This is a genomic window from Mesorhizobium calcicola (assembly GCF_042682105.1).
GTDB classification, from domain to species: Bacteria; Pseudomonadota; Alphaproteobacteria; order Rhizobiales; family Rhizobiaceae; genus Mesorhizobium; species Mesorhizobium calcicola.
In genome coordinates this window covers 128,551-147,459 of the sequence record NZ_JBHUGY010000074.1, presented here as the reverse complement: position 1 = coordinate 147,459, position 18,909 = coordinate 128,551, and the positions used below count along the sequence as shown (strand labels likewise).

Genomic DNA, 18,909 nt, shown 5'->3' with positions numbered 1-18,909 from the left:
CCGGCGAAGGCTGGCCACTCTATGGACGGGATGACTCGCCGCACTCGGTCGTAGAGCGCGGTCGTGCGCGTGGAGGCGTTGAGCATGCTTTACCCTCATTATGCTCTCATTGAGTATAATCAGGGTATATGCTTAACTTGAGCATATTGAATGTCAAGCGCGTGAAAGTGGCAATTTTGTCCCTACCACAGTTCGTTCCGCCAGAACCGTCTGGCGGAAGCGGAAGCGTTTGGCCGGAGGCCCTCGTGTTTCCGACACCGTCTCACCGGTCTCCTCGACTAGGTCCTGCTGTTCGATGAGACGCCGGAAGTTCTGCTTGTGCACGAGCCGGCCGGCGAGCGCTTCAACGGTGCGCTGCAACTGCAGCAACGTGAATGTCGGCGGCATCAGTTCGAAGACGACCGGCCGATATTTGATCTTGGCGCGCAACCTGGCAATGCCGGTGGCCAGAATGCGACGGTGATCAGCCTGCATTGCTCGGCCGAACACCGACTGCAGAATGTCTGGATCGCGGCCGCGGTTTGCTTCACAGACAAACGCCGCCTCGTAAAGCAGTTCGTATCGCTGCAGGACCAATTCCTCGTTCCAGCCATAGCCATCCAGACCGAAGGCGATCGCCGCTCGCTGCCGGCGATCATGGTGCATAGGTCGATCGTCGGCGGCATCCACCCAGGCCTTCAGTCGCGGAACGATCACCTCCAATAATGAAGAGGGGACACCAGCTCGATGATCTTCCCATGGGAAGTACTCGTACCAGTTGCGCCAAGCGCCTTCGTCGGCGGATGCCGCGTGCTCCTCTCGGGTCAAGGCGAGATAGCTGATCGAAACCACACGTTGCGCGCTCCCGTTCGACGCTCTGTCGCGATCGGCGAATGTGTACAGCTGCTCGATGTAACCCAAAGGGTGTTTTGTCTGCTGTTCAACCCAATCCCTTAGACCCGATTGCAGTGAACGATGAACGAGTTCAAAAGGGCCGGACGGCAAAGCGTCCGCCCGCCCAATCGTCAGGACGCGTGGCTCACCATTCGTCACGGCGATCACAACAGCGATGAGATCCGCACAGACGGCCTGGCTTCGGTTGCTTCTTGCTGGCTGCTTCGTCCTTAGTGTTGTCTTGTCCTGCATTGGGGTTCGATGAAATTCCGATTATCGAGTCGCCCCCAAGGGGCCAACGTGAGCCAAGGTGAACTGCTGTCTGCGGCCCGTCAACGTTCCGTGCTACCGCATTCTCCCCAGTCATACGACTGCCAGTTGGTCGGTGGAACAACGCAATGATCGAATATTCGTGGGCGAGAAGCGCAAACGGTTGGTATCGAAGCAGCGCGATGGGGGCTCTGACCAGGTTCCAGAGAAGATCGTCATTGTCGCCGGCGGCGCGGCCGGTTTCGCAGCGGCCAAAAAACTACGGCGCGAACACTATCAAGGCAGCATCGTCATGCTCAGCAACGACGAAGCGTTTCATTGGTCTGGAAGTTGCCGCGCCCCCTGCGCTCGCGCAATATCGAAGTTCATGTAGTCGCGCGGGACAAACGACCCATGGAGCGGGTCTTGCGTCCGCAAATGGGTCGTATTCCATCTCAAGGACACGGCGGGCAGCATTGACGGCAGCAAGGTGAAGCTCAGCTGCGGCCGCACGTTGGCGGCGGATTTCGTCGTCGCCGGCGTGCGACCGCGGACCGAGCTTGCCGAAAAGGCGGGCTCAGCCTCAATCACGGTGTCGCGGTGAACGCTTTCTGGAGACAAGCGCGCCGGGGATATTCGCGGCCCCCGAGCAAGCCCTTGAGCAATGGCGCGTTCTGGGCTGGCATATCCTCCTCGAAAAGCCCGTATGCAGTTCAACTCTTCCGCACCTGCCAAGCGAGGTAAGCAATCGCCGCGCCCACGCTTAGCAGCTCCATCCCCAACAGCAGTCCGATTAGCCACACGGCCGTCACGGGAATCCTGATCCACAGTATCGGGGAAAGAAGAATCCCGATCAGTCCACTCCCCAAGACCCAGCCCCAGTTGGGAAAGGGACGGATGGTGAGGGCGAAAACGACCTTCGAGATGCCCTCGATCATGAAGAAGACGATCAGCAGCAAGGTGATAGTTAGCAGGCCGTTTCCAGGATGGCGCAGAAAAAGGAGACCAATCATCACAGCAAGGATGACAGAGATGAGTTGCAACCAGAAATGAGGCACGTGGCGCGCACCGACCAGGCCTATGCCTTGCAGGGCTCCGCTGATGATCAGCAGCCACCCGAGCAGGACCACCACACCGACCGACGAGATCACAGGAAAGATCACCGCTAGAATTCCGGCCGCGACCAGCAGCACGCCCTCTACCAGATACCAAAGTGAGTACCGCTTGACAGTCTGCCGCATTGCGTCGCGAAAGACCTCTGCGGCAGCATCCAACGAAATCGAGCTGGCCCGCCTCCAAAAACCGTCTGTATCTACGATAACCTCAAGCCGGTCCGCATGCGCCTTTGCGATTCTCAGGAGAGTTGCCGCCGTTTCCTGGGCTGTTCATCCGCGGGCTTGTGAAGCGGCAACCAGTTCCTTGAAAGGGGCCTCTAATGCGACCTCACAGTTGACTTCCCGATCGGGGCTGTTCTCGGGCAGGATTGGTGGTTCAACCTTCTGGGACATGCACAAGAAGTGCATCGCGGAGGAAAGGTTCCGACGCGCCTCAATGATTGATCATGTTTCTGAAAAAGCGGCCGGCTCATCAGCCGGCGAGGCGCCCCTCGCATTGGTCGAGACATCCCCGACTCCTGGAGGGACAGCGGGGCGCCCACCACCAATGCCGATCTGCGCAAGCTCGCACGGCTCGAGCGCTTTGCCCGCGGCCTGGCTTGCGCTTTTCCCTGGCCGGCCGCGATGGTGCGGGCGCTCCCCGATGAAGCAATCGTCTGCCGCTGCGAGAACGTGACTGCCGGAGCCGTACGCGAGAGCGCGGGTTTCGGCGGCGGCGAGGCCAACAGGGTGAAATCGCTGTCGCGCGTCGGCATGGGGCGATGCCAAGGGCGCTATTGTCAGTTGGCTGCCGTTGAGCTTGTTGCGGGCCAAGCCGGCTGCACCCCCAGCGCTGTCGGCCGGTTTCGCGGGCAGGCTCCTGTCCGGCCAGCGCCTATCGGCGCTTTTCTGCGGAACGGTTGATGCAAATTGCGAAGGCCGCGCATGGATCAGGATCACATCCTAGAAATCGGCGACCTTCCCCCAGGCCGAAGCATCGAAGCGCCGCGGGTCGTAGGACTTCGGATCAACGATCGGTTTGGAGCCAGTCACCAGATCGGCGACGAGGTGCCCGGCGCCTGGTCCGATGCCAAAGCCGTGTCCCGAAAACCCGGCAGCCAGGAAGAAACCAGGAATCGTATTTATCTCGCCGATGGCAGGCACGCCTTCTGGCGCCAGTAGTGAGTGAATTGATCTAAAAGCGCGGCGGAGGCTCCGTTCGGCCTGATGCGCTGGGCGATCTTGCGGAAACCTGAACAAGTGCCAGCGAAGGCCGTTTCATGCCGTCGAACGTGTCCGTCGAAGTGGGCCGGTGAAACCCTCCTTCGCCGAAGGATTGCAAACTGGGCCAGTGGCCACCTTGTCATGTTCAGCTTGGTGCCTCGTCGCCGCTTCGTTCTCAAGGCAGCCTCTCAGCGCGCGCTTGCTAGGACGTAGTGACGATTTAAGGGTTTGGGATTCCCAAGGATTGGCAAATCAGATTCAACGCTGATTTTTGGAGATCGGCGATGGATTGCGATGCGCTTGGGGACGACCAGTGGGACCGGATCAAGGGTTTTGTGCCCGGCGGCACGAAAGGCAAGCGCGGCCCGCGTACAGATAATCGGAAGTTCCTCGACGCGCTGTTGTGGATGGCGCGTTCGGGTGGCCGTTGGCGCGACCTGCCGGAGCGGCTTGGCGATTACCGCTCGGTGAAGCGGCGCTATTATCGTTGGATCGGGATGGGTGTGCTGGACGATATGCTGGAAATGCTCGCCCGCGAAGCCGACCTCGAATGGCTGATGATCGACAGCACGATCGTGCGAGCGCACCAGCATGCCGCCGGGGCACGCAAGGTCAAAGGGGGGCGGATGCCCAGGGCCTGGGTCGGTCTCGCGGCGGCCTGAGTACCAAGATCCACGCCGCCACCGAGGCGCTCGGCCTTCCCATCCGCCTGATCGGCACCCCCGGCCAGCGCAACGACATCGCCTTGGCCCACGACCTGATCGACGGTATCGACGCCGATGCCGCCATCGCCGACAAGGGATACGACGCCGATCACCTCGTTGACAGGATCACTGAACAGGGCGCAGAGGTCGTCATCCCGCCCAAGCGCAACCGCAAGGCCCAGCGGCCATACGACCGCGATCTCTACAAGGAGCGCAACCGCATCGAGCGCTTCTTCAACAAGCTCAAGCAGTTCAGGCGCGTCGCAACCCGTTACGACAAGCTGCTCGCAAACTTCATGGGTTTCGTCAAACTCGCAGCGATCGCCATTTGGCTCAGATAGTTAAATCGTCACTACGTCCTAGTACTGGAAATCGACCAGCGAGCCGTTTCGATAACACAAAAAACCCGGCGGTTGCCCGCCGGGTTTTCGATTTCGACAAGTCGAAATGTATTAGAACGAGCGCTGGAAGCGGAGGAGACCGCCGACGCTGCTCTTCTTGTCGGCGCCAGTCCAGTTGGAGAAGTCGGCGTCGTCGAACTTGCCTGCATTGAGGTAGTCGACTTCGGCCGTGATCGTCATGCCGGGAACGATGTCGTAGGCGATGTTCGCGGCGACGCCGAGATTCTTCCATTCGTCATACGAAATCTGGGCGTTGAACGAGGTCTTCTCGTTGAACTTGTAGGTACCACCGCCCCACACTGCCCAGTTGCCGCCCCACTGCTTGTAGAAGCCGCGACCGCCAGCCGGAATGGCCCAGGTGCCGTCGCTCAGGTTGTCGTCGGTGCCGTAACCGCCCATGACCCACAGCTGGATGGCGTCATTGACGTTCACGTCCAAGCGGACCTTGCCGGCGACTTCTTCGTAGTTGCTGTCATAAGCAACGACGCCGGTGATCGCGCCCCAGCCCTGCGTGTACTTCACGCCGCCGACGACGTGCGGAACGTAGCTGTCGATCGTGCCGACCAAGCCCGCGCCTTCTTCGAGCGAGAGAACGGCCGAGAAGCCGTTGCCTGCGTCGAAGTAGTACTGGACGACGTTGGTGTCGAAATCGCCGTAGGGAACCAGCGTATCCTGGATGACGTTGCCGGCGTAGCCGATGAACGTGTTGAAGGCCGATTCGTCCTTACCGACGCGCAGGCCACCGAGCTGGATCCAGGCGAAGTTCAGCGAGGTGCCCTTGTTGCCGGCAGAGTTGTTGTTAAATTCATTTGCTTCCGTGAGCGGATCGTCAACCGACGGGTAGCCATTGCGGTTGCCGAAGTTCCACCGGGTCTCGGTGTAGGTCTTCAAGGTGCCGAGTTCGGTTTCCTGGCCGGTCCAGGTCTTCAGCGTGAAGCGGGCATTCTTGTACCAGGTGCTGTTTTCTTCACCATCCTCGTGATCGAAGCTCTTAGCACCATCGAACGAGCCGACGTCGCCGAGGCCGATGTCGTAACGGACATAGCCGCCGATGCGCAGGCAGGTTTCGGTGCCGGGGATGTAGAAGTAGCCAGCGCCGTAGACGTCGCAGATCTTGACGTATTCAGCGGGTTCCGGCTCGGCGACGACGACGGCGTCGGCGGCGCGCGCACCGGAAACTGCGAGCAGAGCCGCAGCGGAGCCGAGGAGAAGGCTCTTGATGTTCATTTTCTGACCTCCAGTCAAAAGTTAAAAAACGGGTCTGGGTATTCTTTGCTGAAGGACAGCGTTCCCTGCCCCATCCCCACTACCGAAAAAGATGCGCACCGCGCCGCTCCTTCGAATTCGACATTACCCATGAGACGGCGGCGTTCAACCACGATCGTACCGGCGAAAGGGCTGTTCGGCTGCTATCCCCCCGCGTTGTTGCACAAATGACACGATTTGGCCTCACTCAGAAAGCTCTCGTTAACCATTCGCCCCTCTGCAACCCCCTTGTTTGCCGCGGAATCCGGCGATCGGCCGACGGAATCATGGCAAGGCCCCGAGTCGCCAGCCAGGAAACTGCCGCAGAACCGCCGCATCCATGGAAAGACGCGGGTTCGGCGCGTTCTTATTTTTCCACATAATGACGCGGGCTTGCTGATTGTACCGGCGCTTTCCTTGATCCAGCGGCGCAACGGAGAGGTGGCCGAGTGGTCGAAGGCGCTCACCTGCCAAGGGAGTGGAGGTCAAAAGCTTCTCGTGGGTTCGGATCCCATCCTCTCCGCCACTTTTGCCGGCTTCGAAGGCGACCATCCAAAAATTATTACATGAAAACAGATGGATGGCGGGATATTCCGCTGCCAGCGCCGTGCGATTCGGCGATAAAACGCACTGAAGAAAACGCCGGTTTGTTCGATTCTGACTGGAGGTCAGAAAATGAACATCAAGAGCCTTCTCCTCGGCTCCGCTGCGGCTCTGCTCGCAGTTTCCGGTGCGCGCGCCGCCGACGCCGTTGTCGTCGCCGAGCCGGAACCCGCTGAATACGTCAAGATCTGCGACGTCTACGGCGCTGGCTACTTCTACATCCCCGGCACCGAAACCTGCCTGCGCATCGGCGGCTTTATCCGTTATGATATCAGCGCCGGCGAGGAAGGCAGCTTCGATGGTGCTCGCGCCTCGGACGTGGAAGACGGCAGCAGCAACGACACCTGGCACAAGAACGCCCGCTTCACGCTGAAGACCTGGACTGGCCAGGAAACCGAACTCGGCACCTTGAAGACGTTCACCGAGACCCGCTGGAACTTCGGCAACGGTGATGGCGGCGTCGCCAGCAATGCCACTCCTTCGCTGAACTTCGCCTGGATCCAGCTCGGTGGTCTGCGCGTCGGTAAGGACGAATCGGCCTTCAATACGTTCATCGGCTACGCCGGCAACGTCATCCAGGATACGCTGGTTCCCTATGGCGATTTCGACACCAACGTCATCCAGTACTATTTCGACGCAGGCAACGGCTTCTCGGCCGTTCTCTCGCTCGAAGAAGGCGCGGGCGCTGGCAAGCCTGGCGTATACGGCGTCGGTACGATCGACAGCTACGTTCCGCATGTCGTCGGCGGCTTGAAGTACACGCAGGGCTGGGGCGCGATCACCGGCGTTGTGTCGTATGACAGCAACTACGAAGAAGTGGCCACCAAGGTTCGCTTGGACGTGAACGCGTCTGACGCCATACAGCTGTGGGTCATGGGCGGCTACGGCACCGACGACAACCTCTCGGATCCGACCTGGGCCAGCCCGGCTGGTGGCCGCGGCTTCTACAAGCAGTGGGGCGGCAATTGGGCGATCTGGGGCGGTGGCACCTACAAGTTCAACGAGAAGACCTCGTTCAACGCTCAGGTCTCCTATGACGAGGACCAGAACCTCGGCGTCGCGGCGAACATCGCCTACGACATCGTTCCAGGTCTCACGGTCACGGCCGAAGTCGACTACGTCAATGAAGGCGACTCCAACTGGACTGGTATTCCGGCTGGTGAGGATAGCGCCATCGGCGGTCTCCTCCGCTTCCAGCGCTCGTTCTAAGGGCTGGTTCCAACAGGTGAAATCCAGCCCGGGCGCACAAACGCCCGGGCTGTTTTTGTTTCGCGGTTAGCAGACAAGAGGAAAAGGGGGATCGGTGGCTGAATAAGTCTGCGGGACGATTTCGTGGGATTCGTCGTCTTGGCGAATGAAATCGTTTTGTCTGACAAAAGCTCTTGAAAGGACGCTTTCAAGCGGGTAGGGCTGACCTATCCACTCGGGGGTGTGGCAAAAAAATGACGAACGAAGCGATTCAAGAGGGAGTGCCCTCTGACCATTTTGCGATATTCTCTTCTCAGACTGCAAAGATACAATACAGTTACAACAAGATACGAGAAGTAAAGTCGTTCAGGGTCGGGGAGCTGTTTTCAGCATATCGGGACATATTGTGGGATGATGGGCGGCATAAATACAATGTCAGCTCTTTCATCGGCGAGATAGATGAGCTTCTCCTCGGGGAGCGATTCAGCGCCTTTGACCAAAGTACCCTGGATAACCTTATTGGTACCTTGCGCCAGCGCGGCAACAGCAACGCAACCATCAATCGAAAGATGGCTGCCCTCAGCAAACTGCTGCGCAAGGCTCAAAAGATGGGGGATATCCACAGCCTGCCCGAGTTCCGCCGCCAGAAGGAGCGGGCGGGGCGGATTCGTTTCCTCGAGAGGGACGAAGAGGCACGGCTGTTCGCCACCATCAAGAACCGCAGCGAGGATGCCTACAGGCTGTCAGTCTTCCTGGTGGACAGCGGATGCCGTCTCGGCGAAGCACTCGGGTTGATCTGGAACGACATCCAGGAGCATCGCGTCAGTTTCTGGATCACCAAATCCGGCCGCAGCCGCACCATTCCGATGACCGAGCGGGTCAAGGAGGTCATCAAGCTGCCAGCCACCGAAGGCCGTCGGCCCAAAGGCCCGTTCACCAAGCTCAGCCAGGCACAGTTCCGTGCCATCTGGAACGATGCCAAAGCCGAAGTCGGCCTTGGCGCCGATGACCAGGTGGTGCCGCACATCCTGCGCCACACTTGCGCCTCGCGTCTCGTCCAGGGCGGCATCGACATCAGGCGCGTACAGATGTGGCTTGGCCATCAGACGCTGTCGATGACCATGCGTTATGCGCATCTCGCCACCAATGACCTCGATGGCTGCGTCGTCGTGCTGGAAACGCCTCGACCCGCCCAGTCGGACATAGGGGCGGAAAGTCCTCTGCCTTCTTCGGCAGCTCAGCAAGGGGCGAAGACCGAGCCCGTCGCGGCTATGACATCGTCCAGGGCGACCAGGAATGGCGCCAAAGCCTGACGGTTCCGTCGACTTGAAGTAAGTCTAGTGAATACCCGAGATCGATTTTTTGAGCTTGGGTTTTACTTTAGGTTAGCCTGTCGCCCGCCCAATCAAGAAAAGCCGCGATGTTGCCAGACGGACGGCCTGGCCACTGTCACGATCTTGGCACTCGCAATGCTCCGAAACTATCGAGCGATCATATCGATGTTGATGGAGCGATAGACTTTATCCGGGAGGGCAGTTTCAGGCGGACCAAAAATCCAGCAAGAATTCCTCGGGTGCCAAAAACACCCAAAATCTTGTCGATATTCGTTATGACGATCGACGCTGTCGTCACGATAAGGCTGACGTTAGAAATCGAGCCTAACACCGGCTTCATCCGGCGGGCGAGGTCCTCGTACCACGCCTTGAGACGAGCCCAACACCAAGCGGGAGGGCAAAGTTTTCCACTTGATCAGCGATGCAAATTCTCCGCGATCGGCACGCAACCTAAATTCCGCGATCGCCGCCGCCTTTTCCTCGGCCGACATCATAACTGCACCAGCACTTCCTGCTACTGGAGATCGCTCTCCCACGTGACGGATCCGCCATCGCGTTTATCTTCCTGCGCGTCGTGGTTGTCCTCGTCGCCAAGCTTGGCAAAGCCCGCGCCCTGAAGCGAAAACCCACGCTCGACCGTTACCAGACCTTCCTGGCCAACCATCGCCGCTTTCGGGGCACTGCTATCTGGGGCTTATCCATTTCCAGGTGCCGTCAAGTTGACACTCGTTCCAGGCCACGTCTTTACCGCCCTCGATAGCGCCAGCGCTGTAGAACTGGCCTCTGTAGATGCACCCCCACGCAGAGGCTTTGGTGGCCTCCCAAACGAACGCAGGCGAACACATCATTACGCCGTCACTGGCCCGCACCGTTGCGCCGGGAGAGTACCCCATGCCACCCAGCCAGCATCGCTGCTGTTCGGGTTGAGCTTGCTGAGCGATTGCCGCGCTCGATGCCATCACCAGAACAGCCGAAAGAATTGATCGCATCCGATAATTCCCTTCATGCAAACCGGCCCGCCTTTTTGAACGCCGTCGAAGTGGCTTGGTTCCGTATGGTCGGCGCAGGACCCTGGCGACACTGGGATGATCCGGTTACTACCGGCTTCGTCCATTTGGATGTGTTCCGTCTATTTTAGCAGGAGCGTATATTTCTTCGCCAGCCGGTTGCCGTTCCTCAGTCAATGCCGGCAAGGCTCGGCGCCGTTCTGTCGTGTGCCGACAAGAGCGCGCCGGGCCGCAGTCGGGATTGGCTTTTGGGAAGCTCGCCGGCCTACCATCTGACGCTGGGGCCTGAAGGCAGCTGCCATGGGGCACATGCGCATCGATATTGCACGCAAGTCTCTCGAGCCTTGGGCATGGGGGGATTCTCGAAAATTCCCCGTGCCGACGGCCACTCGCCGGACACGCAATCCTTTGGCGGCAGCATGAATGCCTGATGGCCTGGGAGGAACAGATGAGAACGGGATTCGGCAAACCTCTGAGCATCTTTGTCGGGCTCGGATTTCCCAGGGAGATTTCCGACGCCTGGGAAGCCTTCGAACTGCTCAACGACATGCCCTCGCACATGCGAGGACCGGCCCACAACGCGGCGTTGAACGCCTGCAGGGCGGCGATGCGCGGCGAAGTGGACCAAGACGTCGCGCGCGGTCTCGTCAGAACCTACGCCAAGGGGCGCAGCATTCTTCCCAGTCGCCGATTGCCGAAATGGCAGTCGGCTGGAACCAGAGTCTTCTGAGGGACCTGGAAGCTTTGCTCACCGTAAATGACCCGGGCACAACGCTCGCGGCAGCAGGAAAGGCTCGTCGGATTTGGGGTCCCTACGTCATTTCAGATGGAACGGCCGATCCTTCGATCAACCGTAGACTTGCGTCCGAATGGGGCCGCCTGCATTGGACCCTGGAAGCGGGAAGGGCTCTACCTGTCCTTCGGTCTTGTCCAGATATTGCATCAACGCCGTTACCAGGTGGTAGAAAATACTCGCGGGGACCTCCGTCGCCACTGACCTTCCGCGCTCGTCGATCCTGTCGACCCACAAGCCAAGCGGTGCCGGATCGATATGCCATCGGAAGAGGCGGGCGACGCGAGCTTCGATCTCGGGTTTCAGATCAGGCCCGCCAATGCCGTCCAGGGCGATGGCCGCCTTGACGGCTTCGCATTGCGGCCAGCTGCGAGAGAGCCGGTCGAAGGGCATTCCGTGCCGCGACACGGCCGCATAGGCCAGACCTGTGGCCCGGTTCAATCCGCTGGCGATCGCCGACGAATAGAGCTTCCTTGCGTAGACCGCCAAGTCTTTCTGCCCGCTTGCCCGCGCGAAATCGACGAGGAGCGAGGCCCATTCGAAATGGTGCCCTGGTTCGGTCCACTGTCCCTCGTCTCCCGGCAGCGGCACCCAATCGACGTCGAAACGTTCGCCGAGCGTCCAGCTCTCCTGGTCGAAGAAATGGCACCGGAAGAGATCGATGATGCGTGCCGCCCGACGCAGATAGGCGCGGTCGCCGGTGACGCCATACCAGGCAAGGAAGGATTCCAGCATGTGCATATGCGGGTTCGAGAACCGCACCCCGTTCCAGCCGGGGCTCTCGAGGAAGCCGTTCAGGCAGCCGTCCTCGAGATGGGTGTCGATGAAATGAAATGTCTCTTGGGCAAGCCGCAAGGCATCCGGATCGCCGCATCGATGTGCATGGGCAAGCGCCAGGAGCACACAGGAATGGTCGTAGGCATCTTCCACCGGGTCGGCCACGCTGCCGCTGGAATTGAGGGTGCGCACCCAGCCGCCGCGGTCGGTGCGGCCGTATTTCGCGATAAAGTCGATGCCATGGCTGATGAGCCTGTCGGCCGGTCCGCCCCAGCCGCGTTCCTTGGCTACCGCGAAAGCGTAAATCTGGCGAGCCATCGTCCGCATGCGCTTGGGTTTGCCCAACGGCCTTGCATCGAAACCGAGAGCTTCGTGGAAGCCGCCATGCACATCGTCGACACCTGCCGTGGACCACAGCGGCAGGGTCTCGTTGAAGAGCCAGTGCTCGACGCGCTTTCGCCATGATCCGCTGATGATGACGCGGTCGTCCGACGCGGTGAACTTCGTCTCGAGGCGTCCGCTCTTCTCTAACTGTTCGACAACTTTCTTCACGTTCTGGCTGTGGGTGACGGGAGCGACGAATACCGCGTCCGGTGTCGCAACCACCGCCACGTCCTTCATTCCGATGACGGTCAGCAGCCTGCCCTGGCTTCTGAGGTAGGAGCCGCCGCATTCCATAGCGACGACGTCGCCCACTACGACATTGCCGTCGCGGTCCGTCGGGCTGGCTTCGAGCAGCGATTGCCACGAACCAAGGTCGTTCCAGCGGAAGGAAGCCGTAACCATCGCGATGCCGCGTGCATGCTCCATGACCGCGTAGTCGATCGATGTCGACGGGACGGTCGAGTAGAAGCCCTGAGGCAGGTAAATGCCCGAGACGTCGGCCCGTGCGGCCTTATAGGCCCGCTCCGCAGTGTCCCAGATATCCGGCCGGAGGTCGAGAAATGCCTTCCGCATAGTGTCGGCGCGAAACAGGAAGATGCCGGCGTTCCAGTAGAATCTTCCCGAAGACACATATTTGCGGGCCGTCTCGACATTGGGCTTTTCGACAAAGTGCGAAACGGCAGCCACTCCGTCACCATTTGCCGCGACCTTTATGTAGCCGTACCCTGTTTCGGGATGCGTCGGTTTGATGCCGAACACGACAATGCTTCCTGAATCGGCGGCAGGCATGCCCGCTTCGACGGTTCCCCAGAATTGCTTTTCGGTCGATATCTCATGGTCGGATGGGACCACCAACACAAGCGCGTCGCTGCCATGTTCGGAGATTGTCTGCAAGGTGGCTATGGCGACCGCCGCGGCGGTATTGCGTCCAACGGGCTCGAAAATCGGTCTGCCGCCGTTGAGGCCGAGCGGACCGATGTCAGAAATGACGCGGTCGGCATGCCGTTCGGAAGCTATCAGGTAGATCGGCGTCTCTCCGTCCGGCCAGGCCTTGAGGCGTCGAACAGTCTTTGCGAGCATGGAGCCGTCGCCCGAAAGGTCGTGGAATTGTTTGGGATTGTCTTCACGCGAGAGCGGCCATAGCCGTGATCCGACGCCCCCACTCATGACAAAACTTACGATCCGGTCCGGCATGCTCCAATTCCTCTCAGCCAATTCCTGTCAGAACGTCTGGTTGTAGGCTCCGACCTCTGGATTGCGGCGCAGCACGGCATCGAGAGCCTCGAACATCTCGCGACGTCGCTCCGGCGAGACGGGGCTTTCCACCACAACGACAATTTCCGGTTTGTTCGACGAGGCCCTGACCAGACCCCATGTGCCGTCCTGGGCCACGACGCGCACGCCATTCACCGTGACGAGATTGGCCAGCGGCTGGCCAGCGAACTCGATCCCGTCCCCCTTCATTTTCGTGAATTCCCCGACAACTTTCGCGACCACACCGTATTTCACCTCGTCCGGGCAGTGGGGCGACATCGTCGGGGTGCCGAAGGTCAGCGGCAGATCGCGGTAAAGGTCGGCGAGTGTCTTGCCCAGGTTGCGGTCGAGCATCTCGCAGACGGCGATCGCGGTGAGGAGCCCGTCGTCGTAGCCGCGTCCGATAGGCGGGTTGAAGAAGAAATGCCCCGACTTCTCGAAACCAGCTATGGCGTTGAGTTCGGCAACGCGCCTCTTGATGTAGGAGTGCCCAGTCTTCCAGTAATCCGTCCTTGCACCGTTTTGCGCGAGAACGGGATCTGTCATGAAAAGTCCCGTCGACTTGACGTCCACGACGAAGACTGACGTCGCATGCAACCCGGAAATGTCTCGCGCCAGCATGACGCCGACCTTGTCCGCGAAAATCTCGTTGCCCTCGTTGTCGACCACACCGCAGCGGTCGCCGTCGCCGTCGAAACCGAGCCCGACATCGGCATGCGTCTCCAGAACCTTGTCCCGGATCGCGTGCAGCATCTGCATGTCCTCGGGATTGGGGTTGTAACGCGGAAACGAATGGTCGAGCTCGACGTCCAGCGGGATGACTTCGCAGCCGATGCCTTCCAGCACCTGGGGTGCGAAAGCGCCGGCGGTTCCGTTGCCGCAGGCCGCCACCACCTTCAGCTTTCGGCCGAGGTTCCTTCCTGTAGTCAGGTCTTCGATGTATCTCTCGCGAAAGCCCGGCACGAATTCATAGCTGCCCCCGCCGATGAGAGCGAAATCGCCGTCCAGCACGAGCGCTTTCAAAGCGGTCATCTCCTCCGGGCCGAATGTCAGAGGCCTTTGCGCCCCCATCTTCACGCCGGTCCAGCCGTTCTCGTTGTGGGAGGCCGTCACCATGGCCACCGACGGAGCGTCGAGCGCGAACTGGGCGAAGTAGGCCATGGGAGAAAGTGCCAGGCCGATGTCCTTGACGCGCGCGCCGGCCGCCATCAGGCCGGAGACCAGCGCCATCTTGATCGCCATGGAATAGCTACGGAAGTCGTGGCCGGTGACAATGTCTGGGCCTACACCCATTCGGCGGATCAAGGTGCCGAGACCCATGCCGATCGCCTGCACGCCCATCAGGTTGAGTTCGGGTTCTTTCTCCGAGCCTGGATGCCCGATCCACCAGCGCGCGTCGTATTCCCGGAAGCCAGTTGCTTTGATGAGAGCACTGGTTTCGAAGGCGAATGTGTTCGGTCTGGCTTGGCCGACTATGTTCAGGGCCACGGGTTCCCCTCCGCAACTGCGGGGGACAATCCTAGCACGCTGCCGTACCCAAGGCCCCTTCGCGAATGGGGGTAGCCCTAACGCCCTGGTTCGCGCCCACTCATCCAATAGGAGCATACCTGCCGACAGCCGATGGCTCGCCTCTCAAGCATTCGAGGGGAGGGGACGAAGGTTCGTCGGCTGGAAGCTTTTACCGCTCTCGTAGCGCTTCCTGATTATATTTCGCCAGCGGCGAGAGAAAGTAGCCGATGATGCTGCGCGTGCCAGTCTTGATCTCGACCGTCACCGCCATGCCCGGACCGAGCTTGACGAGCTTGTCATCCACCTGCATGGACGTACGGTCAAGGGAAACGCGCGCGGCATATTCCAGTTCCTGATCTGCCGGCTCACTGTCGCTCTGCGCTGCGCCCGACGTGCGGTCGTTCGACGCGCTCTGTTGCCTGTCGCGAGCTATGGCGTCAGATGACACGCTGAGCACATCTCCATGAAGAAGCCCGTAGCGGGTGAAGTTGAATGTGTCGACCTTGATTTCCGCCTTCTGTCCCGGGTGGACGAATCCGATATCTCGGTTGGAGAGCATGGCCTCGATCTCGAGATGGCTCTCACTCGGAACCACCACGGCCAGTGGCTGGGCAGGCGTCACCACGCCTCCCACCGTGTGAACGGCGAGTTGTTGCACGACGCCATCGACCGGCGCGGTCAATTGTTGGAGCTTAGTGCGTCGCTCGGCCTTGATCACCTCCTGCCCAGCGCTCGCAGCCCTCTGCTCAGCTTTCGCGAGTGCTTCATAGGTCGCGCGCCGATACTCCGCGGTAGTCCTTTCCCTCGTTTCCTTTAGCAACGCGATAGCTGCATCGGCTTCGCGCAGCCGGCTCTGCTGCAGGTTGACATCCTGCTGAAGGCCGACCAACTCCTGGTACTCGGAGAGATATTCGACCTTCGAAGCAAGTGCCTTGTCGACGAGCTTCTTTTGAATGTCGACTCGCTCCTGCAGCAGCGGTATCGTCGCCTGGAGCTTCGCGCCGGCCGCCAAGGTGGTCGATCGTTCCGCTTCCTTCTGAGTTTGCTCGCGATCGATCTCGGCGAGCTTGGTGTTCTGTTCGGCGAGCTGACTGACAAGAAACTGACGATGCATCTCGATCTCCGCGGCGCTCGCGCTCTGCGGTGGCCGGAAGGCTGCAAGCGGATCCTCCGCGAGCGCCGCCCGCAGCCGCGCGACGTCGAGTTCGGCCGAAAGGAAATCGCTTTTCTGACGTTCCTGGTCGGCGTCCGTCATGGTCGGGTCGAGCTCGATCAGGACGTCGCCAGCCTTCACGCTCTGTCCATCGCGTACGTTGATAGCGCGGACAACGCCCGTCTCTAATGGCTGGATCAGCTTGGTGCGCCCGCCTGGCACGATCTTGCCCGTCGCGGTAGCGACAATATCAACGCTGCCCAACGACGCCCACACCAGCGCGAAGCAGAAGACCGCGATGATACTCGCCGCGATCGCGCGCCCGATCGGCGACGGCGGCGATTCGGTGATTTCGAGCGCCGCCGGCAGGAATGCAACTTCGTGCTCGTGGCGGCGAAGTTGGGTTCTCGGAAATGCGACGATGTTTCGGCTAGCGGACTTCATGAATGCCCGCCTGCAGGTAGTGGAGGTTTGCGTAACGCCCGTTCGAGCGGATCAGGTCATCATGGCTACCGTCCTCGACGATGCGGCCATGCTCGATCGTGATGATCCGGTTCGCGTGGCGCACGGTCGAGAGCCGGTGAGCGATGACGAAGACGGTTCGGCCGGCGGAAATTCGTTTCATGTTCTGCTGAATGGCGCGCTCGCTTTCGTAGTCCAGGGCGCTGGTCGCCTCATCGAGGATGAGGATGCGCGGATCGGTAATGAGCGCCCGAGCGATTGCGACACGCTGGCGCTGCCCGCCGGAAAGACTGCTCCCGCGCTCGCCAACGACGGTGTCATAGCCCTCGGGCAGTTCCAGGATGAAATCGTGGGCGCCGGCGAGCGATGCGGCTTCAATGACGCGCTCCATGGGCATAGCCGGATCGGCGAGCGCGATGTTCTCGCGAATGGATCGGTTGAAGAGCACGTTCTCCTGCAAGACGACGCCGATCTGGCGTCGAAGCCAGGTTAGGTCGACCATCGCCAGATCGACGCCATCGACCAGCACGCGTCCACTCTCCGGCACATAGAGCCGCTGTATCAGCTTGGCGATGGTGCTCTTCCCGGACCCCGAGGAGCCCACGATGCCGATGACCTGACCGGACTCGACGCTGAACGACACGTCGTGCAGCACCTCGGGGCCGTCGACGCGGTAGCGGAAAGTCGCATGCTCGAATGTCACCTGCCCGCGGATCGGCGGCAGCGCGGCGCGGCCAGGATTGAAGCTTGGCTCGGGAATGGTGTTGAGGATGTCGCCGAGACGATCGATCGACAGGCGGGCCTGATGGAAATCCTGCCAGATCTGCGCGAGCCGCAGCACCGGCATGCTCACGCGCGAGGCCAGCATATTGAATGCGACGAGCTCGCCGACGGTCAAGTCGCCGCCGATCACGAGCCTGGCACCGAAATAAAGGGTTGCGGCGACGACCAGCTTGTTGATCATCTGCACCGCCTGGCTCGCCGTATTGTTCAGGCTGAGCACGCGGAAGCTCGCGGTCACATAGGCGGCCAGCTGCTCCTCCCAGCGGCGCTGCATCTGCGGCTCGACCGCCATGGCCTTCAGTGTCTCGACCCCCGTGACGGTCTCGACCAGGAAAGCTTGATTCTCCGAGCCGCGATTGAACTTCTCATCAAGGCGCCGGCGAAACAGCGGCGCGGCTCCCGCGGAAATGCCGATGTAGAATGGGAACGACGCCAGAACGATCAGCGTCAACGGCGTCGTGTAGTAGAACATCACCGCAAGGAAAACGACGGTGAAGACGAGATCGATGACAAGCGTGAGCGCCGAGCTCGTCAGGAACTGGCGGATATTCTCGAGTTCGCGGACGCGGGCGACCGAATCGCCGACGCGGCGTGTCTGGAAATATGCGATCGGCAACGCCATCAGGTGACGAAACAGCCGGGCGCCTAGCTCGACGTCGATGCGGTTCGTCGTATGCGCGAACAGATAGACGCGAAGCGTGCTGAGAACAGCTTCGAAAACGGTCACCGCGACGAGACCTGCGATCAGAACGTCGAGCGTGCTGATGCTTCGATGCACAAGCACCTTGTCGATGACCACTTGGAAGAACAGCGGTGAGACAAGCGCAAAAACCTGAAGGAAGAAGGACGCGATCAGCACTTCGCCGAGAAGATGGCGATACTTGTGGACTGCGCCGACAAACCAGCCGATATCAAACCGTCGAGAGAGATCCGTCAGGGCCGCGCGCCGGGTCATCATGATAATGTCGCCGCCCCAGATAGCCTCGAGTTCGGCCTGATTCATTGCAACGGGTTGCGGCGACGATGGGCGCTGAACGAGGAGCGTGTCGTCGACGACCTTCCCGAGGATCAGGAATCCACCGTCCCGAAGCACGGCGATTCCCGGCAGCGGCGTAACTGCAAGCCGATTCCAACTCGTCTTTTGTGCCTGCGCTTTGAGTCCGAAATCTCTTGCACAGCGCAGGACTTCGGTAACACCCACTCGCGCTGCGCCCATCCGATGCCGGATTTGCTCCGGGTCGGCCGCGATGCCATGGCAACGCAGCAATATCGCCAAGGCAATGAGCCCTGAATCATCGCCGCTCTCGGATGCGGTGCTCGCCGCCTCGACGGCTGTCTCGCGTCGATCGGCGAAACGTGGGCGCATCAAGGCGCGCCGCACCAGATCACGCCCGCGGACACTTATGCCAATAAGGGCATGAAGCGCTCGCTGCACGACGTTCTGTGATCCAGCCAAGATCAAACGGCCGTCCCAGATTGCTTCGAATTCCGCGCGCGTGATCAGCTTCGAATTCGACGAGGTCGGATACAGCACAACCGCGCCTTTGTCGCTGACCTTTCCGAGAAGCAGAAACCCGCCACCATGCAGCGAAGCGATGCCGGGCAACCGGATGCTCGCAAGTCGTTTCCAATGTGTCTTGTGCGAACCGACCTTAAGCCCGAACTGCCGGGCGCCGCGAAGCATCGCGCGTATGCCGACTGCACTGCCGCCGCCACAGCGATCGCGGATCTGGTCGGGCTCAGCGTTCACGCCATGAAGGCGCAGGAACAGAGCCAAGGCTCGAAGTCCAAGGTCTGCGGCGTGGGCATTCTCGTTCTGCATCGCCATTCTGGCTTAACCCTTCGCGGATAGACGTCCGCGTTCGATCTTCC

15 protein-coding genes and 1 tRNA gene are annotated in these 18,909 nt (G+C 60.5%); 7 read left to right on the top strand and 9 right to left on the bottom strand.

Translation table 11 applies throughout. The features are described from left to right. Nucleotides 1–153 precede the first annotated feature (153 nt). Nucleotides 154–1,125, bottom strand: a complete 972-nt coding sequence (locus ACFSQT_RS36735; RefSeq protein WP_379026917.1) for an NUDIX hydrolase — start codon at nt 1,123–1,125, stop codon at nt 154–156. A 160-nt stretch (nt 1,126–1,285) separates the two neighbouring features. Here ACFSQT_RS36735 and ACFSQT_RS36730 point away from each other — a divergent pair, with 160 nt between their 5' ends. Then, complete coding sequence (locus ACFSQT_RS36730) at nt 1,286–1,516, top strand: hypothetical protein (protein WP_379026916.1); 231 nt, start codon at nt 1,286–1,288, stop codon at nt 1,514–1,516. Nucleotides 1,517–1,835: 319 nt separating this feature from the next. Here the strand turns inward: ACFSQT_RS36730 and ACFSQT_RS36725 are convergent, their stop codons facing one another. Then, nucleotides 1,836–2,396 (bottom strand): HdeD family acid-resistance protein, encoded by a 561-nt coding sequence (locus tag ACFSQT_RS36725; protein ID WP_379026915.1) that lies wholly within the window; start codon nt 2,394–2,396, stop codon nt 1,836–1,838. 465 nt (nt 2,397–2,861) lie between these two features. Here ACFSQT_RS36725 and ACFSQT_RS36720 point away from each other — a divergent pair, with 465 nt between their 5' ends. Beyond that, nucleotides 2,862–3,140 carry a (2Fe-2S)-binding protein gene (locus ACFSQT_RS36720; protein ID WP_379026914.1) on the top strand — a complete coding sequence of 93 codons (279 nt, stop codon included), beginning with the start codon at nt 2,862–2,864 and terminating at the stop codon, nt 3,138–3,140. Between the two features lie 39 nt (nt 3,141–3,179). On the opposite strand, the gene ACFSQT_RS36715 is transcribed toward ACFSQT_RS36720, so the two are convergent. Next, nucleotides 3,180–3,476 (bottom strand): FAD-dependent oxidoreductase, encoded by a 297-nt coding sequence (locus ACFSQT_RS36715; RefSeq protein ID WP_379026913.1) that lies wholly within the window; start codon nt 3,474–3,476, stop codon nt 3,180–3,182. Nucleotides 3,477–3,724: 248 nt separating this feature from the next. Here ACFSQT_RS36715 and ACFSQT_RS36710 point away from each other — a divergent pair. Beyond that, nucleotides 3,725–4,485 (top strand): IS5 family transposase gene (locus tag ACFSQT_RS36710; protein ID WP_378925984.1). Its coding sequence is split into 2 segments (ribosomal slippage): nt 3,725–4,064 and nt 4,064–4,485, totalling 762 coding nucleotides; the frame shifts between segments, so codons are not numbered across the junction. A 111-nt stretch (nt 4,486–4,596) separates the two neighbouring features. On the opposite strand, the gene ACFSQT_RS36705 is transcribed toward ACFSQT_RS36710, so the two are convergent. Continuing rightward, nucleotides 4,597–5,772, bottom strand: coding sequence for a porin (locus ACFSQT_RS36705; RefSeq protein ID WP_379026912.1), 1,176 nt, complete (start codon nt 5,770–5,772; stop codon nt 4,597–4,599). A gap of 453 nt (nt 5,773–6,225) precedes the next feature. Here ACFSQT_RS36705 and ACFSQT_RS36700 point away from each other — a divergent pair. The 3 genes from ACFSQT_RS36700 to ACFSQT_RS36690 all read left to right on the top strand — a co-directional run bounded on the left by ACFSQT_RS36700 (nt 6,226) and on the right by ACFSQT_RS36690 (nt 8,894). Then, nucleotides 6,226–6,316: transfer RNA gene (locus ACFSQT_RS36700), tRNA-Gly, on the top strand. Nucleotides 6,317–6,465: 149 nt separating this feature from the next. Further along, complete coding sequence (locus ACFSQT_RS36695) at nt 6,466–7,602, top strand: porin (protein WP_379026911.1); 1,137 nt, start codon at nt 6,466–6,468, stop codon at nt 7,600–7,602. A 233-nt stretch (nt 7,603–7,835) separates the two neighbouring features. Beyond that, the gene (locus tag ACFSQT_RS36690; RefSeq protein WP_379026910.1) at nt 7,836–8,894 is read left to right on the top strand and encodes a tyrosine-type recombinase/integrase; all 1,059 of its coding nucleotides are present in this window, start codon (nt 7,836–7,838) and stop codon (nt 8,892–8,894) included. Between the two features lie 535 nt (nt 8,895–9,429). Here the strand turns inward: ACFSQT_RS36690 and ACFSQT_RS36685 are convergent. Further along, on the bottom strand, nt 9,430–9,579 hold the full coding sequence (locus ACFSQT_RS36685; RefSeq protein ID WP_379026909.1) for a hypothetical protein: 150 nt from the start codon (nt 9,577–9,579) through the stop codon (nt 9,430–9,432). A 791-nt stretch (nt 9,580–10,370) separates the two neighbouring features. Here ACFSQT_RS36685 and ACFSQT_RS36680 point away from each other — a divergent pair. Continuing rightward, on the top strand, nt 10,371–10,652 hold the full coding sequence (locus tag ACFSQT_RS36680) for a DUF982 domain-containing protein (RefSeq protein ID WP_379026908.1): 282 nt from the start codon (nt 10,371–10,373) through the stop codon (nt 10,650–10,652). Nucleotides 10,653–10,769: 117 nt separating this feature from the next. Here ACFSQT_RS36680 and ACFSQT_RS36675 read toward each other — a convergent pair whose 3' ends face one another. The 4 genes from ACFSQT_RS36675 to ACFSQT_RS36660 form a co-directional block, all read right to left on the bottom strand. After that, nucleotides 10,770–13,070 carry an AGE family epimerase/isomerase gene (locus ACFSQT_RS36675; protein ID WP_379026907.1) on the bottom strand — a complete coding sequence of 767 codons (2,301 nt, stop codon included), beginning with the start codon at nt 13,068–13,070 and terminating at the stop codon, nt 10,770–10,772. A gap of 27 nt (nt 13,071–13,097) precedes the next feature. After that, nucleotides 13,098–14,618, bottom strand: a complete 1,521-nt coding sequence (locus ACFSQT_RS36670; protein ID WP_379026906.1) for a phosphomannomutase/phosphoglucomutase — start codon at nt 14,616–14,618, stop codon at nt 13,098–13,100. 190 nt (nt 14,619–14,808) lie between these two features. Further along, nucleotides 14,809–16,236 (bottom strand): HlyD family type I secretion periplasmic adaptor subunit, encoded by a 1,428-nt coding sequence (locus ACFSQT_RS36665; protein ID WP_379026905.1) that lies wholly within the window; start codon nt 16,234–16,236, stop codon nt 14,809–14,811. After that, nucleotides 16,223–18,865 (bottom strand): type I secretion system permease/ATPase, encoded by a 2,643-nt coding sequence (locus tag ACFSQT_RS36660; protein ID WP_379026904.1) that lies wholly within the window; start codon nt 18,863–18,865, stop codon nt 16,223–16,225. Before ACFSQT_RS36660 ends, ACFSQT_RS36665 begins: the two co-directional genes overlap by 14 nt. Between the last annotated feature and the right edge of the window lie 44 nt (nt 18,866–18,909).

Bases quoted from the DNA above. Each gene is read 5' to 3' on its own strand.
- ACFSQT_RS36735 (WP_379026917.1), bottom strand. From the start codon at position 1,125: ATGCAGGACAAGACAACACTAAGGACGAAGCAGCCAGCAAGAAGCAAC.
- ACFSQT_RS36720 (WP_379026914.1), top strand. From the start codon at position 2,862: ATGGTGCGGGCGCTCCCCGATGAAGCAATCGTCTGCCGCTGCGAGAAC.
- ACFSQT_RS36705 (WP_379026912.1), bottom strand. From the start codon at position 5,772: ATGAACATCAAGAGCCTTCTCCTCGGCTCCGCTGCGGCTCTGCTCGCA.
- ACFSQT_RS36695 (WP_379026911.1), top strand. From the start codon at position 6,466: ATGAACATCAAGAGCCTTCTCCTCGGCTCCGCTGCGGCTCTGCTCGCA.
- ACFSQT_RS36690 (WP_379026910.1), top strand. From the start codon at position 7,836: ATGACGAACGAAGCGATTCAAGAGGGAGTGCCCTCTGACCATTTTGCG.
- ACFSQT_RS36685 (WP_379026909.1), bottom strand. From the start codon at position 9,579: ATGGTTGGCCAGGAAGGTCTGGTAACGGTCGAGCGTGGGTTTTCGCTT.
- ACFSQT_RS36680 (WP_379026908.1), top strand. From the start codon at position 10,371: ATGAGAACGGGATTCGGCAAACCTCTGAGCATCTTTGTCGGGCTCGGA.
- ACFSQT_RS36675 (WP_379026907.1), bottom strand. From the start codon at position 13,070: ATGCCGGACCGGATCGTAAGTTTTGTCATGAGTGGGGGCGTCGGATCA.
- ACFSQT_RS36665 (WP_379026905.1), bottom strand. From the start codon at position 16,236: ATGAAGTCCGCTAGCCGAAACATCGTCGCATTTCCGAGAACCCAACTT.
- ACFSQT_RS36660 (WP_379026904.1), bottom strand. From the start codon at position 18,865: ATGGCGATGCAGAACGAGAATGCCCACGCCGCAGACCTTGGACTTCGA.